Genomic DNA, 18,603 nt, shown 5'->3' on the forward strand with positions numbered 1-18,603 from the left:
ACGCCCGGTTACATTCCGAACCCGGAAGCTAAGCCTTACAGCGCCGATGGTACTGCAGGGGGGACCCTGTGGGAGAGTAGGACGCCGCCGAACAATCTTTGGGAAGGACCCCTGGTCACCAGCGTTCAGCTGGGACCAGGGGTCCTTTCGTTGTTTAATGATTTGCGGTACCGAAGACAGGAGTCACCGATGTCCACCAACTCTCCCGACGAGCGACCGGATCGCGAACCGCGGCGACGCGACGGTGGGGATCGGGGCGGATACCGCGGCGGGCCCCGGCGTGAGGGTGACCGCAGCACGGGCGGCACGGGCGGCCGTGGTGGTGACCGCGGCCAGCGTGGTGGCTTCCGGCGCGATGACCGGTTCGGCGGCCCCCGTCGCGATGACCGCGACCGGGACCGTGACAGGGATCGGGGCGGCGACAGCAGGGACCGGGATCGGGACAGGGACCGTGGGTTCCGGCGGGACGGGGACCGTCCGGCGTACCGGCGCGACGACCGCCGTGACGACAGGCGGGATGATCGCCGCGACGTCCGCCGTGATGACCGACGCGACGACCGCCGTGATGACAGGCGTGACGACAGGCGTGACGACCGCCGTGATGACCGTCGTGACGACCGCGGTGGCTTCCGGCGTGACGACCGGCGTGATGACCGTCGTGACGACCGCGGTGGCTTCCGGCGTGACGACCGGCGTGATGACCGACGCGACGACCGCCGTGACGACCGCGGTGGCTTCCGGCGCGACGACCGCGGGCGTGACCGCGACCGGGACCGCGATCGTGACTTCCGGCGTGACGACCGGCGTGATGACAGGCGCGACGACCGTCGTGACGACCGACGCGATGACCGACGTGACAGCGACCGTCCCGCCCCCCGTCGCGACGACGACCGCGGCTATGGACGTCGTACCGAACGACGTGACGGCGACCGTCCCGCCCCGCGGGGCGACCGTGGAGGCTTCCGGCGCGACGACCGGGGTCGTGGCCCGCGGCGTGACGAGCGGCCCGGGCGGCCCGGTGGGTTCCGTGGGCGTGACGACCGTCGGGACGACCGGCGTGATGACCGTAGGGACGACCGCCGTGGCGGTGGACGGTTCCGTGAGGAGCGGGAGCGTGACCGGGAGCCGATCAAGCGGCTGCCGATCCCGGAGGACGTGACCGGGGACGAGATCGACAAGGACGTACGGCAGGAACTGCAGAGCCTGCCGAAGACGTTGGCGGAGGACGTCGCGAAGAACCTGGTGATGGTGGCCAGGCTGATCGACGACGACCCCGAGGGTGCTTACGGGTACTCCAGGGTGGCGCTGCGGCTGGCGTCGCGGGTCGCTGCCGTACGGGAGGCGGCCGGGTTCGCGGCGTACGCGAACCAGAAGTACGCCGAGGCGCTGGCCGAATTCCGGGCGGCGCGGCGGATGACCGGTGGCGTGGAGCTGTGGCCCCTCATGGCCGACTGCGAGCGTGGGCTCGGGCGGCCGGAGAAGGCGCTGGACATGGCCGGGGCGCCCGAGGTGCAGAAGCTGGACAAGGCCGGGCAGGTCGAGATGCGGCTGGTCGCGGCGGGTGCCCGGCGTGACATGGGGCAGCTGGACGCGGCGATCGTGACGCTGCAGAGTTCGGAGCTGGCCTCCAACGCCGTACAGCCGTGGTCCGCGAGGCTGCGGTACGCGTACGCGGACGCGCTGCTCGCGGCCGGGCGGCGCGGGGAGGCGCGGGAGTGGTTCGCGAAGGCCGTGGAGGCCGACCGGGACGGCAGCACGGACGCGTCGGACCGGCTGGCCGAGCTGGACGGTGTCGAGTTCATGGACGCGCTGGACGAGGAGCAGGACGGCCCCTCGGACAACGGCGGCGACAAGGACTGACGTAGGCGAAAGGCCCAGAGGCCCAGAGGCCCAGAAGCCCAGACGAAGAAGGGGCGGGTTCCGGTGCACACCACCGGAACCCGCCCCTTTTTCGTTCAGCGCTCCAGCGCGCGCAGTACCAGTCCCGACGCCGGTTTCGGGCCGAAGGACGTCGACTTGCGGGGCATGGTGACGCCCTGGCGGGCGAGGTCGCGTACGACGTCCTCGCGGACCGGGTGCATCAGGACCGCCGTACCGCCGTCGTGTTCGGCCTTGGCGACGGTGGCGGCGGCGTCGTGGATGTAGGCGATGTGGGCGGGGGAGTCCTCGGGGACGTGCCAGACGTGGGCCAGGAGGGCCGCGTGCAGGACCGTGGCGTCCAGGGTGCGCCAGGCCCGGGGGCGGTCGGTGGGGATGGTGCGGGTGAGGAGGCCCGGGTCGGGGCGGTCCACGAGGTGGTAGGCGCCGTCTCCGGCGAGGAGGAAGGCGTTGCTCGCGTGGGCGGCGTCCGCGAGGGCCGTCAGGGCCTCGGGGAGCGGTGCCCGGAGGTGCCGTACGCGGAACAGGCCGTCCAGGGCGGCCAGGGCGTCCGCGACCGGCAGGCCGTGCAGCAGGCGGTGGATGGCACGGACGCGCAGCGGGTAGCGGGCGGTGTCGACGAGGAGGACCAGGCCGTAGTCCCAGGGGCTGGGTGAGGGGTGCTCCGCGCGGAGGCTGCGGTAGGTGGCCCAGCGGTGGTGGCCGTCGGCGATGAGGGCCTGGTGGTGGGAGAGGTCGGACTGGATGGCCGTCAGGTCGGTGGGGTCGGCGAGGGACCACAGGCGGTGGCTGACGCCGTCCTCGGTGGTGGTGGCGAGGAGGGCGGGCTTTTCGGCGGCGCGTTCGATGATCTCGGCGGTGGGGGCCGTCGAGCCGTTGCCGCGGTAGGTCAGCAGCAGGGGTTCGAGGTTGGCCGAGGTGGCGCGCATCAGGTCGGCGCGTTCGGCGACGATGTGCGGCATGACGTCCTCGTGCGGGAGGACCAGCCCGTCCTCGGGGTCCGTGACGCGCAGGGCGCCGATGAGGCCGCGTTGGAGGGTGCCGTCGGGGTCGCGCTGCTCGTAGACGTAGAGGGCGGGCTCGGGGTCGGCGGCGAGGACTCCCTCGGCGAGCCAGCGGCGCAGGGTGGCGGCGGCCTGTTCGTCGCGGGCGGCCGGGGTGGTGGCCTGCGGGAGGATCAGGCGGACGATGTTGTGCGGGTCGGCTGATTCCAGGTGGTGCAGGCCGTCGGGGCGGACCACGACGTCGTACGGCGGCGATGTCACGGCGGCCAGACTGCCGACCCGGTCGGGGTCGTAGCGCAAACCTCGGAACGGGGTGAGTTCGAGGCCTCGGCGCTTCGTTGCTTCCGAGTGACCTGCTGCGTTCATCCCGGCATCGTACGTGTGTCAGTGGGATACGCGATGATCGGGGGAAAGCGGAGCGGACCGGGATCAGCGAGGAGCGATGTGGTGATGAGCCGGAGCGTCAGGACGAGGCCCGAGGGCAGTGGGCGGGCCCTGAGCGAGGCGTATGACACGGCGCTGCTCGATCTGGACGGCGTGGTGTACGCGGGCGGGCAGGCGATTCGGTACGCGGTCGACTCGCTCGGCACGGCCCGCGCGGGCGGGATGCATCTGGCGTACGTCACGAACAACGCGCTGCGGACGCCCGACGCCGTGGCCGCGCATCTGACCGCGCTCGGGATACCGACGGCGGCGGACGATGTCATCACCTCGGCGCAGGCGGTGGCGCGGCTGATCAGTGAGCAGGTGCCCGCGGGAGCGCGGGTGCTGGTGATCGGCGGTGAGGGGCTGCGGGTGGCGCTGCGGGAACGGGGGCTGGTGCCGGTCGAGTCCGCGGACGACGATCCGGTGGCGGTGGTGCAGGGGTACGGCGGGCCCGACATGGCGTGGGGGCGGTTCGCGGAGGCCTGCTACGCGATCGCGCGCGGGGTGCCTTGGTTCGCGTCCAACACCGATCTGACGATTCCGGGGGCGCGGGGGATCGCCCCGGGGAACGGGGCGGCGGTGGAGGTGGTGCGGATCGCGACCGGTGCCGAGCCTCAGGTGGCGGGCAAGCCGCTGCCGCCGATGCACCGGGAGACGATCCTGCGGACGGGGGCGGAGCGGCCGTTGGTGGTGGGGGACCGGCTGGACACGGACATCGAAGGGGCGTTCAACGGCGAGGTGGACTCGCTGCTGGTGCTGACCGGGGTGACCGACGGGGCGCAGCTGCTGGCGGCGGCGCCCCGGTACCGGCCCACCTATGTCGACGCCGATCTGCGGGGGTTGCTGACCGGGCAGCCGGAGGTGGAGGCCGTGGACGGGGGGTTCCGGTGCGGCGGGTGGACCGCCAGGGCGGGTGGCGAGCGGTTGGAGGTCGAGGGGGACGGGGGCGCGCTCGACGGGTTGCGGGCGCTCTGCGCGGCGGCCTGGACGGCGGCCGGTGACGGGGTGTGCGAGCTGGACGGGGGGAAGGCGCTGGCGCGGCTGGGGCTGTAGCCGGAGGGCGTGCGCGGGGCTCGGGATCTTGATCAAATAGGAGGGTAGGCTAACCTAACTGCGTGTTGGTCGACAGTCCTCCCGTACAGCGCGCGGAAACCGCCCCCGCGCCCCCGAGCCGCCGGGCGGCGATACGTTCCGTCGGCTTGCTCGTCTCGGTGGTGGTCCTGGTGCTCGTCGCGCTGGCGAGCATCGCGATCGGCGCCAAAGAGCTTTCGCTGGAGCAGGTCTGGCACGGCCTGTTCGAGAGTTCGGGGACGTACGGCGACGCCGTCGTGGACGAGAGGCTGTCGCGGACCGGGCTGGGGCTGCTCGCCGGTGCGGCGTTCGGGCTGGCCGGAGCAGTGCTCCAGGCGCTGACCCGCAATCCGCTGGCCGACCCCGGACTGCTCGGCATCAACGCGGGCGCGTCCGCCGCGGTCGTCACGGCCATCACCTTCTTCGGCGTCACCAGCCTCAGCGGCTATGTGTGGTTCGCCTTCCTCGGCGCGGCTTCGGTGGGCGCCCTGGTGTGGTTCCTCGGCGGCAGCCGGGGGGCGACGCCGGTGCGGCTGGTGCTCGCCGGTACGGCGATCAGCGCCGCCCTCTTCGGCTATCTCCAGGCCGTGATGATCATGGACGAGGCGGCGCTGGGCAAGATGCGCTTCTGGACGGTCGGTTCACTGAACTCGGCGACCGACCAGACCATCAGGCAGGTGCTGCCCTTCCTGCTGGCCGGGGTGGTGCTCGCGCTGGCGCTCGCCCGGCCGCTCAACGCCATGGCCATGGGCGACGACACCGCACGGGCCCTCGGCGCCAACCTCAACCGCACCCGGGCACTGTCCATGCTCGCGGCCACGGTGCTGTGCGGGGCGGCGACCGCCGCCTGCGGTCCGATCGTGTTCGTCGGCCTGATGGTCCCGCATGTGGTGCGCTCCTTCACCGGGCCCGACATGCGCTGGATCCTGCCGTACGCCACGGTCCTGTCGCCCGTGCTGCTGCTCGGCGCCGACGTGCTCGGCCGGATCGTGGCGCGGCCCGCGGAGCTTCAGGTCGGCATCGTCACCGCCGTGCTCGGCGGGCCGGTCTTCATCTTTCTCGTACGTCGGCGGAGGACGGCCCAGCTGTGAAGATCCAACGCGCCCACCGTCCCCGCGACAGCCGTCCCCGCGACAGCCGTCCCCGCGCCAACCGCACCCTGCGCACCCCCGGCGGGCTCTCCGTGCGGGTGGACGTGCGCGCCCTCGTCGTCGTCGTCCTGCTGCTGGTCGCCGCGTTCGCCGCGAGTGTGGTGCTCATCGGGACCGGGGACTTCGAGATCTCCGCCGGGGACGTCGTCAGGACGCTGTTCGGCGGCGGCGACACGATGCAGGAGTTCGTCGTCAACGAACTGCGGCTGCCGCGCGTCCTGGTCGGGCTGCTGGTCGGGGCCTCGCTCGGCCTCGGCGGCGCGCTGTTCCAGGCCATCTCCCGCAACCCGCTGGGCAGTCCGGACGTGCTCGGCCTCGGCCAGGGCGCCACGGCCGGCGCGCTCATCGTGATCGTGCTGATGTCCGGGAGCGCCACACAGGTCACCGTCGGTGCGCTCCTCGGCGGACTGGCGACCGGTATCGCCATCTACGTGCTCGCCTGGAAGCGGGGAGTGCACGGCTATCGGCTGGTCCTGGTCGGTATCGGCGTGTCCGCGATCGTCACGGCGATCAACGGCTATCTGCTCACCAAGGCCGACCTCGTCGACGCCTCCCGCGCGGTGGTGTGGATGACCGGCTCGCTCAACGGCCGGGGCTGGGACCAGGTCTGGCCGCTGCTCGTCCTGTGCGCCGTCCTGCTGCCGCTGGTGCTCGCGGGCGGGCGCGGGCTGCGGATGATGGAGATGGGCGACGACGTCTCGTACGCCCTCGGGGTGCGGGTGGAGCGGCTGCGGATGCTGCTGCTGGTGGCCGCCGTCCTGCTCACCGCGACCGCCACCGCCGCCGCCGGGCCGGTCAGCTTCGTGGCGCTCACCGCCCCGCAGCTCGCCCGCCGCCTGACCCGCTCGCCCGGCCCGAACCTGGTGCCCTCCGTGTGCATGGGCGCCACCCTCCTGGTCACCGCCGACTGGGCCTCGCAGCGGCTGTTCGGCGCCGACCAGCTGCCCGTGGGCGTGGTCACCGGGGTGCTCGGCGGCGTCTATCTGCTGTGGCTCCTCGTCACCGAGCGCAAGGCGGGCCGGATATGAGAACCGGTGGGCCCCGCCGCGGCGCCGACCGCGAGCCGAACAACCCAAGGAGCACCGTGAACCGCCTGTCCGCAGAGAACGTCACCCTCGCCTACGACCAGCGCGTCATCGCCGAACAGCTGTCGGTGGAGATACCCGACAACTCCTTCACGGTGATCGTCGGGCCGAACGCGTGCGGCAAGTCGACCCTGCTGCGGGCGCTGTCGCGGATGCTCAAGCCCCACGAGGGCCGGGTGCTGCTCGACGGGCAGGTCATCCAGTCGATGCCCGCGAAGAAGGTCGCGCGCACCCTCGGCCTGCTGCCGCAGTCGTCGATCGCGCCGGACGGGATCACCGTCGGCGACCTGGTGGGCCGCGGCCGGTATCCGCACCAGGGCATCCTGCGCCAGTGGTCGGCCGAGGACGAGCGGGTCGTCCAGGAGTCCATGGCGCAGACCGGGGTCGCCGAGCTGGCCGACCGGTACGTGGACGAACTGTCCGGCGGTCAGCGGCAGCGGGTGTGGATCGCGATGGCCCTCGCCCAGCAGACGCCGCTGCTGCTGCTGGACGAGCCGACGACGTATCTGGACATCCAGCACCAGATCGACGTACTGGACCTGTGCGCCCAGCTGCACGAGGAGCAGGGGCGCACCCTGGTCGCCGTCCTGCACGACCTGAACCACGCCGCCCGCTACGCCACCCACCTCATCGCCCTGCGCGGCGGCGAGGTCATCGCGCAGGGCGCGCCGAACGACGTCGTCACCGCCGGGCTGGTGGAGGACGTCTTCGGGCTGCGCTGCCAGGTCATCGACGACCCGGAGACGGGGACACCGCTGGTCGTGCCCGCGGCGCGCAAGGCCAGGGCCAGGGGCATCGAGAAGGCGGTGGAGAAGACGGGGGCTACAGCAGCTTCCTGAGGTGGAACAGGTCCCTCAGACCCGCCTCCAGCCTCACCCGGCCCGAGCCCCAGGCCCGGGCGAAGTGCAGCTCGCCGTCGACCAGGGCCAGCAGGTCGTCGCCGGTCAGCGTCAGGCGGATCTGCGCCCTCTCGCGGGGTGCGCCCTGGACGGTGTCGTGGACCTCGATCCTGCCGCCCTTGAGACGGCCCACGAAGGTGACGTCGAGGTCCTTGATGTGGCAGCTCACCGAGCGGTCCAGGAGCGTCGCCTCGCGGACGTCCCCCTCGGCGTGCTGCATGTTTCCGGAGAGCTTGTCGAGCGCCGCGCGGCACTCCTCGATCGTGGCCATCGCGACCGACGGTACCGCAGGGGTTCGGGGTAGCGTCTGGGCATGCACGATCCCGTTCCCCAGGAAGCGGTGGCCGAGTCGGAGGCTGTCGCGGCCGACCCCGCCGCGCCCGCCCCGCTGAACGTCCCGCGCGACCCCACCGGCGACCCCGAGGTCGACGCCCAGCTGGCGCGGCTGGCCGATGCCGACCACCTCGCCACGGACGGACACGTCGAGGTGTACGAGGATGTACACCGGGGGCTGCGCGACGCGCTCACCGCGCTCGACGCCCGCCCGGGACCTCCGGCTCCCACCCGTCACCCGACCACCACCCCTCGATGAGACCCTTCGGGTCCCCCCTTTTTTTGATTCGACGTACCGGCAGTAGGAGCTGAACCGAACGTGGCAGGAGTCGCACGCCGCCGTCTCGACGCGGAGCTGGTCCGCCGCAAGCTCGCGCGCTCGCGCGAGCACGCCAGCCAGCTGATCGCCGCCGGGCGGGTCAGCGTCGGCAAGACCGTGGCGACCAAGCCCGCCACCCAGGTGGAGACCGCCGCCGCGATCGTCGTCACGGCCGACGACAGTGACCCCGAGTACGTCTCCCGGGGCGGGCACAAGCTCGCGGGCGCGCTGGCGGCGTTCGTCCCGCGCGGGCTGGTCGTCGAGGGGCGGCGGGCGCTGGACGCCGGGGCGTCGACCGGCGGCTTCACCGACGTGCTGCTGCGGGCCGGGGCCGCGCACGTCGTCGCCGTGGACGTGGGATACGGCCAACTCGCGTGGACTCTCCAGAGCGATGAACGCGTCACCGTCAAGGACCGTACGAACGTACGCGAGTTGACGCTTGAGGCGATCGATGGGGAGCCTGTGGATCTTGTCGTGGGGGATCTGTCCTTCATTCCGCTCGGGCTGGTGCTGCCCGCGCTGGCGCGGTGCACGAAGCCGGACGCCGACCTGGTGCTGATGGTCAAGCCGCAGTTCGAGGTGGGCAAGGACCGGCTGGGCAGCGGCGGTGTGGTGCGCAGCCCGGAGTTGCGGGCCGAGGCCGTGCGCGGGGTGGCCGAGCGGGCGTGGGAGCTGGGGCTCGGGGTCCGGGGCGTCACGGCCAGCCCGCTGCCGGGGCCCTCCGGCAACGTCGAGTACTTTCTGTGGCTGCGGGCCGGGGCTGACCGCCTGGACCCGGCCGACGTCGACCGTGCAGTTGCGGAGGGGCCACGTTGACACCGAACACCGCTCGTACTGTTTTCCTCCTCGCCCACACCGGCCGCCCGGCCGCCATCCGCAGCGCCGAGCTGGTGGTGAAGGGGCTGCTGCGGTCCGGGCTCGGTGTGCGGGTGCTGGAGGCCGAGGCGGCGGACCTGCCGCTGCCGGACAGCGTGCAGCTCGTCAAGGAGGCGACCCCGCAGTGCCTCGACGGGTGCGAGCTGCTGATCGTCCTCGGCGGTGACGGCACGCTGCTGCGCGGCGCGGAGTTCGCGCGGGCGTCCGGGGTGCCGATGCTCGGCGTCAACCTGGGGCGGGTCGGGTTCCTCGCCGAGGCCGAGCGGGACGACCTGGACAAGGTCGTGGACCGGGTGGTCTCCCGTGCCTACGAGGTCGAGGAGCGGATGACCGTCGACGTCGTCGTGCACAGCAACGGCGACATCGTGCACACCGACTGGGCGCTGAACGAGGCGGCCGTGCAGAAGGTGTCCGCCGAGCGGATGCTGGAGGTCGTGCTGGAGATCGACGGGCGGCCGGTGACGGGGTTCGGGTGCGACGGGATCGTGTGCGCGACGCCGACCGGGTCGACCGCGTACGCGTTCTCCGCGGGCGGTCCTGTGGTGTGGCCGGAGGTGGAGGCGCTGCTGATGGTGCCGATCAGCGCGCACGCGCTGTTCGCGAAGCCGTTGGTGACGTCGCCGGATTCGGTGCTGGCGGTGGAGATACTGCCGCACGTCCCGCCGGGGGTGCTGTGGTGTGACGGGCGGCGGACGGTGGAGTTGCCGCCCGGGGCGCGGGTGGAGGTGCGGCGGGGGACCGTGCCGGTTCGCTTGGCGCGGCTGCACCACGCGTCGTTCACCGACCGGTTGGTCGCCAAGTTCGCGTTGCCCGTCTCCGGGTGGCGGGGAGCGCCGCACTAGCGGTTCGTGGGGGTGGTTTGCGTGTTCTGGCGGCTGCGGGTTCGTCGTGCTTGCTCGCGCCGTTCCCCGCGTCCCTTCGGGTCGGTCCACTCGCCCGGGTGACAGGGCGCCTCGCACTGGTGCCGCTCCACCTCGTATGGTCGTGTCCGTGCTTGAGGAGATGCGGATACGGTCGCTCGGTGTCATCGACGACGCGGTCGTCGAGCTGTCGCCCGGTTTCACGGCCGTCACGGGTGAGACCGGGGCGGGCAAGACCATGGTGGTCACGAGTCTGGGGCTGCTGCTGGGCGGTCGGGCGGACCCGGCGCTGGTGCGGATCGGCGCGAAGAACGCCGTCGTCGAGGGGCGGATCGCCGTGCCCGACGACGCGGTGGCCGCCGTGCGCGCCGAGGAGGCCGGGGCCGAGCTGGACGAGGGCACCCTGCTGATCAGCCGTACCGTTTCCGCCGAGGGGCGCTCGCGAGCCCACCTGGGCGGGCGCAGCGTGCCCGTGGGGCTGCTCGCGGAGCTGGCCGACGAACTGGTGGCCGTGCACGGGCAGACCGACCAGCAGGGGCTGCTGAAGCTGTCCCGGCAGCGGCAGGCGCTCGACCGGTACGCCGGGTACGCGGTCGCGGTGCCGCTCGGCAAGTACACCGAGGCGTACCAGCGGCTGCGGGCGGTCTCCGTCGAGCTGGAGGAGATCACCACACGCGCGCGTGAGCGGGCCCAGGAGGCCGACCTGCTGCGCTACGGCCTCGACGAGATCGCCGCCGTCGAACCGCGCGCCGGTGAGGACGTGGAGCTGGCGGAGGAGGCCGAGCGGCTCGGGCACGCGGAGGCGCTGGCGTCCGCCGCGACGGCCGCGCACGCCGCTCTCGCGGGCAACCCCGAGGACCCCGAGGGTGTGGACGCCGCCACGCTCGTCGCGGGCGCCCACCGGGCCCTGGAGGCCGTACGCTCCCACGACCCGGCGCTGGCCGCGCTCGCCGACCGGATCGGGGAGGTCGGCATCCTGCTGGGGGACGTCGCCGGGGAGCTGGCGGGGTACGCCGACGACCTGGACGCCGATCCGCTGCGGCTGTCGGCGGTGGAGGAGCGGCGGGCCGCGCTGACGGCGCTCACCCGCAAGTACGGCGGGAACGTCGACACCGCTGCCGTCCTCGCGTGGGCCGAGCAGGGCGCCGCGCGGCTGACCGAACTCGACGGCGACGACGAGCGGATCACCGAGCTGACCGCCGAGCGGGACGCGCTGCGCACCGAGCTGGGCGGGCTGGCGCAGGCGCTGACCGACGCCCGTACGGAGGCCGCCGAGCGGTTCGCCGCGGCGGTGACCGAGGAGCTGGCCTCGCTGGCGATGCCGCACGCGCGCGTGTCCTTCGACATCCGGCAGACCGAGGACCCGGAGGGCGTCGAGGTCGGCGGCCGTACGGTGGCGTACGGGCCGTCCGGTGCCGACGAGGTGGAGCTGCTGCTCGCCCCGCACCCGGGGGCGCCGCCGCGGCCGATCGCCAAGGGGGCGTCGGGCGGTGAGCTGTCGCGCGTGATGCTGGCCGTGGAGGTCGTGTTCGCGGGGACGGATCCGGTGCCGACGTATCTCTTCGACGAGGTGGACGCGGGCGTCGGCGGCAAGGCGGCGGTGGAGATCGGGCGGCGGCTCGCGCGGCTCGCGAAGTCGGCGCAGGTCGTGGTCGTCACGCACCTTCCGCAGGTGGCCGCGTTCGCGGACCGGCAGCTGCTGGTGGAGAAGACCAGCGACGGGTCCGTGACCCGCTCCGGCGTGAAGGTCCTGGAGGGCGAGGAGCGGATCCGGGAGCTGTCGCGGATGCTGGCCGGACAGGAGGACTCCGAGACGGCGCGGGCGCACGCGGAGGAGTTGCTGGCGACGGCGCGGGGTGAGGCGTAACGGGCGGCGTCCACGGGCGTCTCGTACAAAGGTGTCCCTGCCTCACCCGTGTGGGTGACGTGACGTGGCGGAGGACGGGAGGCCGCCGAACCCGGCATTGTCGTCGGGGACGGATGTCCTGGCATCCTTAGCGCGGTGCACGCGCGGAAGGCGCGGTGCAGTTCCTCCGCCCGATCCTTCTGTACGTTTCTTCGTGACCCCTCTGTCGCCGAACCAGGAGTGCCGGCCGCGTGAGCCCCGTGATCAGCCCCTCACCGCACGGCCAGTCGTCGTTGCGTACCGTGCAGGTGCTGGGCGGAGGCAGCGTCGGCAGCAGCGCGCACGTGCGGTCGCTGGCGGCCGGGCTGGTGGCGCGGGGCGTGCGGGTCACGGTGTGCGCCCCCGTCGAGGCCGAACGCGCCTACGACTTCACGGGCATCGGCGCCGACCACGTACACATCCCCCGCAGCAGCGACCCGGCGTCCGTGGCGGCGCTGCGGGCGGCCTGTGCGGACGCCGACCTGGTGCACGCGCACGGGCTGCACGCCTCGTTCCGTACGGTGCTGGCGCTCGGCGGGCGCCGTACCCCGCTCGTCGTCACCTGGCACAACCGGGCGCACGCGGAGGGCGCGCGGGCCCATCTGCTGCGGATGCTGGAGCGGCGGGTGGTGCGGGCGGCCACCCTGGTGCTCGGGGCCACCTCGGACCTGGTGGACCGGGCCCGCCGCAGCGGGGCGCGGGACGCCCGGCTCGCCGCGGTCGCCCTGCCCGGCCGTCGTACGGACACCGAGCCGGTGGACCCCGACCGGCTGCCGCCCAAGATCCTCGCCGAACTCGGCGCCACCGGCCGCCCGTTGCTCGTCGCCGTCGGCTCCCTGGACCAGCACCGCGGCTACGACGTCCTGCTGGACGCCTCCCGCGCGTGGCTGGGCCTGGACCCCGTGCCGGTGGTGGTGATCGCGGGGGAGGGGCCGCTGTGGGCGGAGTTGCAGGCCCGGATCGAGGCCGAGGGGCTGCCGGTACGGCTGATGGGGCGCCGTGACGACGTGGGCGAACTGCTCGCGGCGGCCGATCTGGCGCTGCTGACGAGCCGGTGGGAGTCACGCTCCGTACTCGCGCAGGAGGCCCTCCACGCGGGCGTGCCGCTCGTCGCCACCCGCGTGGGCGGGGTGCCCGACATGGTGGGCGACGCCGCCGAGCTGATCCCGTACGGGGACGCGCGCGCCCTCGCCGACGCCGTCGTCCGGCTGCTCGGCGATCCGGCGCGGCGGGAGTGGCTGGCGCAGCGGGGCGCCCGGCAGGCGGCCAGCTGGCCGACCGAGGACGAGACGATCGCCCAGGTGCTCAGCGTGTACGACGAGTTGACGCAGCCCCGGCCGCTGATCTGACCGGAACCAGGGCCTGTCTGACGATTCCCGCCTGCTCAGCGGCGCTTCGGGCGACGACGGGAATGGTCAGACAGGCCCTAGGCGTGCTGGTCCACATGGCGGCGCGCACGCAGGGCCAGACTGAGGGTCAGGACCGTCTGCGGGTCGTCCAGGTCCGTGCCCAGCAGTTCGCCGATGCGGGCGAGGCGGTTGTAGAGCGTCTGCCGGTTGAGGTGCAGTTCGCGGGCCGTCTCGGCCTTGCGGCCCGCGTGGGCCAGATAGGTCTCCAGGGTAGGCAGCAGCGGGGGCCGGGAGCGGCGGTCGTGGTCGCGCAGCGGGCCGATGGCGCGGTCGACGAAGGCCGCGAGGTCGGGGTGGTCGCGCAGCCGCCACAGCAGCAGGTCGATGTCCAGGCGGCGGGCGTCGTACCAGGGCCGGTCCGGGAGCCCCTGGGCCGCCGTCGCCGTCTCCGCGGCGTGCCGCAGCCCCGCCGAGGCCGCCGCCCAGTTCCCGGCCGGTCCGACGACCACGACCGGCTCGCGCGCGCCGGGCCGCCGCATCCCGGCCCGCTCGACGCCCGCCCGCAGGGCCACCGCCACCCGGTCGGCGACGGCCGCCCGCTCCGGTTCCGCGCGCAGGCCCAGCAGCAGCGGGACACGGCCCTCCACCGGCCGTACGCCCAGCAGCACCGGCACGCCGACCGAGGCCAGCTCCTCGGCGACCGCCCGCGCGAGCACCGCCCAGCCGCCGCCGGGCGAGAGCGCCTCGCCCAGCCGCATGACCACCGGCAGCAGCGGGCTGTCGCCGGGCTTGAAGCCGAGTACGCGGGCCTGCGCGGGCGCGGCCTCGGCGGTGATACGGCCCTCGGCGAGGTCGGTGAGGAAGTCCCCGCGCCCCCGCGCGGCCAGCTCCTCCTCCTGGCGGGCCTGCATCAGCACCACCGCCAGGATGCCCGCGGCCCGCTCGGCGGCGATGCGGTGCACCGGCGCGAGCGGCGCGCGCACCGGCAGCGACACCAGACGGCCCCGCACCGAGCCCGCCCCCGGACCGCCGCCGGGCACGTCCACCAGCACCGACCCGGCGGGCGGCGGGGCGTCCTTGTGCGGGCCCCGCAGGCCCTCCCAGACCTGCAGCGGATCGGCCCCCTCGGGCCCGGCCCCGGCCGCGTACAGGAGCTGGCCGTCGGCGGTCTCCAGGAACACCGGGTTGCCGCAGAAGTCGGCCAGGATGCCGAGCACCTGGGGGACACCGCCGCCGCCGAGCAGTGCCTCGGTGCAACGGCGGTGCACCTCCTCCGCCCGCTGCAACAGCGCGTAGTGGCCGTTGACGATCTCGGTGTGGATCTCCTCCGTGACCGTCACGAAGGGCACCTCGCGGTGCAGTTGGACCAGCGGCAGCCCGGCCGCGCGCGCCGTCTCGACCAGCGTGGCGGGCAACCGGCTGAAGCGCGGGCCCAGTTCGACGACGAGCGCCGCGATGCCGCGCTCGGCCAGGGTGCGCACGAACGCGCGCTGCTCGGCCGGGCGGGTGCCGAGCCCGTAGCCGGTGGTCAGCAGCAGCTCGCCGCCCTTGAGCAGCGAGGCGATGTTCGGCACCTCGCCCGCGTGCACCCAGCGCACGGTCCGGTGCAGCCGGTCGGCGCCCGCGAGGACCTCGGGGAGCCCACCGCGCAGGCCGGGCAGCTCCAGCGCCCGCCGCACGGTGATCCCGGCGTCGTGCCCGGCCTGGCTGTCGAATCGGTGGTCCGTACGGCTGTCCATGCGGCGGACGCTACCTGTGCGGGCCGGACGGGGTCAGGCCGGGCGGACGTTGTGGTTGAAGCGGAACACGTTGTCCGGGTCGTAGCGGCGCTTGAGGGCCGCCAGGCGGGCGGTGTTCTCCGGGCCCAGGCCCGCCGCGACCCGGTCGGTGCCCTCGTCGCCGATGAAGTTGAGGTAGACCGCGCCGGTGGACCAGGGGCGCACGTCGGTGCGGACGTCGTGGACCCAGCGGACGCAGCGGTCGTCGTCGGCGGGGTCCTCCCAGATGCCGAACGGGTGCACCGACCAGGGGGCGTCCCGGTAGGGGACGGGGTAGTCGGCGGGGCCGTCGGCGATCGCGCCGCCCTGCGGGAAGAGGACGTGCTGGGTGCCGGTGGGGACGGGGAGGGTGTCCGCGCGGGCGCAGAAGACGTCCACGAGGGCGTCGGGGAGGCCCGTGAGGTACTCCGCCGACCAGTAGTTCCGCAGGCCGGGCGGATCGTCGATCATGCACTGCACGTCGGCGTACGGCATGGCGCCCACGACCTCCGCCTCGTGCGGCAGTGCCAGCAGCGGCTCGGCGACCTTGCGCAGGTCCTGCTCGCCGCCCGCGTAGGTGAGGAGCGCGAGGCAGGTCAGCTTCCCCACCAGGGACGGCGGTACGAAGTCCTCGGGCGGGCCGGTGACGTACAGGATCGCGCCGCCCGCCTCCGTGGGGCCGTGCGCGATCAGCTCCCGGTAGGTGCGGACCACCTCGGGGCCGTACTCCGGCAGGTACACCACCAGGGCGATGGCGAACCCGGGCAGCTCGTGCAGTTCCAGCGTCAGCGCGGTGGCGATGCCGAAGTTGCCGCCGCCGCCGTGCAGCGCCCAGAACAGGTCCGGGTTCTCGTCGGCGTTGGCGTGCACGCGCGTGCCGTCGGCGGTGACCAGTTCGACGCCGAGGAGATTGTCCACGGCCAGGCCGCACCAGCGGTCCAGCCAGCCCGTGCCGCCGCCCAGGACGAAGCCGCCGACGCCGGTGGTGGAGACCCGGCCGCCGGTGGTCGCCAGGCCGTACGGCTGGGTCGCGCGGTCCAGGTGGCTCATGGTGGCGCCGCCCTCGACCCGTACCGCTTCCGCCGCCGGATCGACGGTCACCCCGCGCATCCGGCGCAGGTCGACCACCAGCCCGGCGTCGTTCACGCCCATGCCCGCGACGCTGTGCCCGCCGCCGCGCACCGCGATGTTCAGGTCCAGGTCCCGCCCGAACCGCACCGCCCGCACCACGTCCGCCTCGTCGGCGCACTGGGCGAGCACGGCGGGCCGCCGGTCGATCATGGCGTTGAACACGCTCCGGGCGTCGTCGTAGCCCGGGTCCCCCGGCGCGAACACCTCGCCGGTGAGATCCTCGCGCAGCGCGGCGAGGGCCGCGCCCGCCTTGGAAAGGGAAGCCATGGCCGCCCCCTTCCCGGAAGGGAGTTACCGTCCTCTTCCAGGCTAGGCAGGGGCGGCCCCACCCGCGCGGTCAGCCGCCGTACGCCCCCGACGCCGTCAGGCGCAGCGCGGTGTCGATGAGCGGCACGTGGCTGAAGGCCTGGGGGAAGTTGCCGACCTGGCGCTGCAGGCGCGGGTCCCACTCCTCGGCGAGCAGACCGAGGTCGTTGCGCAGGGCGAGGAGCTTCTCGAACAGCTTGCGGGCCTCGTCCACGCGGCCGATCATCGCCAGGTCGTCGGCCATCCAGAACGAGCAGGCGAGGAACGCGCCCTCGTCGCCGGGGAGGCCGTCGACGCCCGCCTTCTCGCCGTCGGTGGGGTAGCGCAGGATGAAGCCGTCCGTGGTGGACAGCTCGCGCTGGATCGCCTCGATGGTGCCGATCACCCGCTTGTCGTCCGGCGGCAGGAAGCCCATCTGCGGGATCAGCAGCAGCGAGGCGTCCAGTTCCTTGGAGCCGTAGGACTGGGTGAAGGTGTTGCGCTCCTTGTCGTAGCCCTTCTCGCAGACGTCCCGGTGGATGTCGTCGCGCAGTTCCTTCCAGCGCTCCAGCGGGCCGTCCGCGTCACCGGACTCGATCAGCTTGATGGTGCGGTCGACCGCGACCCACGCCATGACCTTGGAGTGCACGAAGTGGCGGCGCGGGCCGCGCACCTCCCAGATGCCCTCGTCCGGTTCCTGCCAGTGGTCCTCCAGGTAGCGGATCAGCTTGAGCTGGAGCAGCGAGGCGTAGTCGTTGCGGGCCAGGCCGGTCATGTGGGCCAGGTGCAGGGCCTCGGTGACCTCGCCGTAGACGTCGAGCTGGAGCTGGTGGGCCGCGCCGTTGCCGACCCGGACCGGGGCGGAGTTCTCGTAGCCGGGCAGCCAGTCCAGCTCGGCCTCGCCCAGCTCGCGCTCGCCCGCGATGCCGTACATGATCTGGAGGTTCTCGGGGTCGCCCGCGACCGCCCGCAGCAGCCACTCACGCCAGGCGCGGGCCTCCTCGCGGTAGCCGGTGCGCAGCAGCGAGGACAGGGTGATCGCGGCGTCGCGCAGCCAGGTGTAGCGGTAGTCCCAGTTGCGGACGCCGCCGATCTCCTCGGGCAGGGAGGTGGTGGGGGCCGCCACGATGCCGCCGGTGGGGGCGTACGTCAGCGCCTTCAGCGTGATCAGGGAGCGGATCACCGCCTCGCGGTACGGGCCGTGGTACGTACAGTGCTCCACCCACTCCCGCCAGAACTCCTCGGTCGCCTCCAGCGACTGCTCCGGCTCCGGCAGCGGCGGCGGCTCACGGTGCGAGGCCTGCCAGGAGATGGTGAACGCGATCCGGTCGCCCGGGGCGACGGTGAAGTCCGCGTACGTCGTCAGCGTCTTGCCGTAGGTCTCGCACTCGGTGTCGAACCACACCGAGTCCGGGCCCGCGACGGCGACCGTACGGCCCTCGTGCTTGTGCACCCAGGGCACGACCCGGCCGTAGGAGAACCGCATGCGCAGCGCCGAGCGCATCGGCACCCGGCCGGAGACGCCCTCCACGATCCGGATCAGCTGCGGGGCGCCGTCACGCGGGGGCATGAAGTCCGTCACACGGACCGTGCCGCGCGGGGTGTCCCACTCGCTTTCCAGGACCAGCGAGTCGCCGCGGTAGCCGCGCCGGGCCGCCCTGGGCGGCGCCGCGTCGGCGGGGTGCGCCGGTCCGATCCGCCAGAAGCCGTGCTCCTCGGTGCCCAACAGCCCGGCGAAGATGGCATGCGAGTCGAAGCGGGGCAGGCACAGCCAGTCGACTGTGCCGTCCCGGCAGACCAGTGCGGCGGTCTGCATGTCTCCGATGAGTGCGTAGTCTTCGATGCGCCCGGCCACGTGCAACTCCAGTCGAACGGCCACGTCGCCCCACACGGGGGCATTCGCTAGTGCGGTCAAGGGGTCGTTGTATTGCGTCGCTGAGATGTACAGCAAAACAGTCGAGTCGCCCTACAGCGAAAAGACAATTCCTTCTCAACGAACTGACGAGCTCTCGTTGTTCCGGTGCTTACGGGCGGGGGTGGTGCCGTACAGCCGGCGCGCTCGGCAGCGAGTGTCCGAGCAGGATACGACGCACGTAGATGATCCGCGTGCCGCTCCGGGCAACGCGACTGCGCCGAACGAGTGAGCACCGGGTGAGAGCCCGGTGAGAACGGGGTGAGCGGTACGTGTCCGTGCCCGGGCGTGCGCGCAGCGTGGCCGGGAGCCATCCCCTCCGGGCGCTGATACGCTGGTAGCCCGTGGACCGGTGGAAGCCCCCGACGGCGCTGCGACAGAC

General features: G+C 73.2%; 16 protein-coding genes and 1 rRNA gene. 12 read left to right on the forward strand and 5 right to left on the reverse strand.

All coding sequences use genetic code 11. The annotated features are described in order from the left end of the window. From rrf to ACFVQG_RS21575, 3 genes are all read left to right on the forward strand, one after another. Positions 1-93 (forward strand): 5S ribosomal RNA (gene rrf / locus ACFVQG_RS21565); the annotation flags it as partial. A 187-nt stretch (positions 94-280) separates the two neighbouring features. Continuing rightward, on the forward strand, positions 281-1,159 hold the full coding sequence (locus ACFVQG_RS21570; RefSeq protein WP_383387104.1) for a hypothetical protein: 879 nt from the start codon (positions 281-283) through the stop codon (positions 1,157-1,159). Continuing rightward, positions 1,138-1,860, forward strand: a complete 723-nt coding sequence (locus ACFVQG_RS21575) for a tetratricopeptide repeat protein (RefSeq protein ID WP_383387017.1) — start codon at positions 1,138-1,140, stop codon at positions 1,858-1,860. Before ACFVQG_RS21570 ends, ACFVQG_RS21575 begins: the two co-directional genes overlap by 22 nt. Positions 1,861-1,955: 95 nt before the next feature. Here ACFVQG_RS21575 and ACFVQG_RS21580 read toward each other — a convergent pair whose 3' ends face one another. After that, positions 1,956-3,248, reverse strand: a complete 1,293-nt coding sequence (locus tag ACFVQG_RS21580) for a DUF1015 family protein (protein ID WP_383385624.1) — start codon at positions 3,246-3,248, stop codon at positions 1,956-1,958. Positions 3,249-3,332: 84 nt separating this feature from the next. Here ACFVQG_RS21580 and ACFVQG_RS21585 point away from each other — a divergent pair, with 84 nt between their 5' ends. The 4 genes from ACFVQG_RS21585 to ACFVQG_RS21600 all read left to right on the forward strand — a co-directional run bounded on the left by ACFVQG_RS21585 (position 3,333) and on the right by ACFVQG_RS21600 (position 7,454). Next, positions 3,333-4,361 (forward strand): HAD hydrolase-like protein, encoded by a 1,029-nt coding sequence (locus ACFVQG_RS21585; protein ID WP_383385627.1) that lies wholly within the window; start codon positions 3,333-3,335, stop codon positions 4,359-4,361. Between the two features lie 62 nt (positions 4,362-4,423). After that, on the forward strand, positions 4,424-5,470 hold the full coding sequence (locus ACFVQG_RS21590) for a FecCD family ABC transporter permease (protein ID WP_383385630.1): 1,047 nt from the start codon (positions 4,424-4,426) through the stop codon (positions 5,468-5,470). A 2-nt stretch (positions 5,471-5,472) separates the two neighbouring features. Continuing rightward, on the forward strand, positions 5,473-6,558 hold the full coding sequence (locus ACFVQG_RS21595; protein WP_383387020.1) for a FecCD family ABC transporter permease: 1,086 nt from the start codon (positions 5,473-5,475) through the stop codon (positions 6,556-6,558). After that, complete coding sequence (locus ACFVQG_RS21600) at positions 6,555-7,454, forward strand: ABC transporter ATP-binding protein (RefSeq protein ID WP_383385633.1); 900 nt, start codon at positions 6,555-6,557, stop codon at positions 7,452-7,454. Before ACFVQG_RS21595 ends, ACFVQG_RS21600 begins: the two co-directional genes overlap by 4 nt. On the opposite strand, the gene ACFVQG_RS21605 is transcribed toward ACFVQG_RS21600, so the two are convergent. Beyond that, entirely contained in the window at positions 7,438-7,785 is a 348-nt protein-coding gene (locus ACFVQG_RS21605; RefSeq protein WP_383385636.1) for a sterol-binding protein, read from the reverse strand. The genes ACFVQG_RS21600 and ACFVQG_RS21605 overlap by 17 nt on opposite strands. A 42-nt stretch (positions 7,786-7,827) precedes the next feature. Between ACFVQG_RS21605 and ACFVQG_RS21610 the strand changes: the two genes are divergently transcribed. From ACFVQG_RS21610 to ACFVQG_RS21630, 5 genes are all read left to right on the forward strand, one after another. Further along, entirely contained in the window at positions 7,828-8,106 is a 279-nt protein-coding gene (locus ACFVQG_RS21610) for a hypothetical protein (RefSeq protein WP_383385639.1), read from the forward strand. Between the two features lie 60 nt (positions 8,107-8,166). After that, positions 8,167-8,982, forward strand: a complete 816-nt coding sequence (locus ACFVQG_RS21615; protein ID WP_383385642.1) for a TlyA family RNA methyltransferase — start codon at positions 8,167-8,169, stop codon at positions 8,980-8,982. After that, positions 8,979-9,884 (forward strand): NAD kinase, encoded by a 906-nt coding sequence (locus ACFVQG_RS21620; protein ID WP_383385645.1) that lies wholly within the window; start codon positions 8,979-8,981, stop codon positions 9,882-9,884. Before ACFVQG_RS21615 ends, ACFVQG_RS21620 begins: the two co-directional genes overlap by 4 nt. 136 nt (positions 9,885-10,020) lie before the next feature. Continuing rightward, positions 10,021-11,769, forward strand: coding sequence for a DNA repair protein RecN (gene recN / locus ACFVQG_RS21625; RefSeq protein ID WP_383385648.1), 1,749 nt, complete (start codon positions 10,021-10,023; stop codon positions 11,767-11,769). Positions 11,770-11,999: 230 nt separating this feature from the next. Further along, entirely contained in the window at positions 12,000-13,136 is a 1,137-nt protein-coding gene (locus tag ACFVQG_RS21630) for a glycosyltransferase family 4 protein (protein ID WP_383385651.1), read from the forward strand. Between the two features lie 77 nt (positions 13,137-13,213). On the opposite strand, the gene ACFVQG_RS21635 is transcribed toward ACFVQG_RS21630, so the two are convergent. From ACFVQG_RS21635 to ACFVQG_RS21645, 3 genes are all read right to left on the reverse strand, one after another. After that, complete coding sequence (locus tag ACFVQG_RS21635; protein WP_383385654.1) at positions 13,214-14,875, reverse strand: PucR family transcriptional regulator; 1,662 nt, start codon at positions 14,873-14,875, stop codon at positions 13,214-13,216. A gap of 33 nt (positions 14,876-14,908) precedes the next feature. Further along, positions 14,909-16,291 (reverse strand): FAD-binding oxidoreductase, encoded by a 1,383-nt coding sequence (locus ACFVQG_RS21640; RefSeq protein WP_383385656.1) that lies wholly within the window; start codon positions 16,289-16,291, stop codon positions 14,909-14,911. A gap of 70 nt (positions 16,292-16,361) precedes the next feature. After that, the gene (locus tag ACFVQG_RS21645; RefSeq protein ID WP_383385659.1) at positions 16,362-18,164 is read right to left on the reverse strand and encodes a glycoside hydrolase family 15 protein; all 1,803 of its coding nucleotides are present in this window, start codon (positions 18,162-18,164) and stop codon (positions 16,362-16,364) included. Positions 18,165-18,603: the final 439 nt, after the last annotated feature.

The organism is Streptomyces sp. NPDC057877 (assembly GCF_042796855.1).
Lineage (GTDB): Bacteria > Actinomycetota > Actinomycetes > Streptomycetales > Streptomycetaceae > Streptomyces.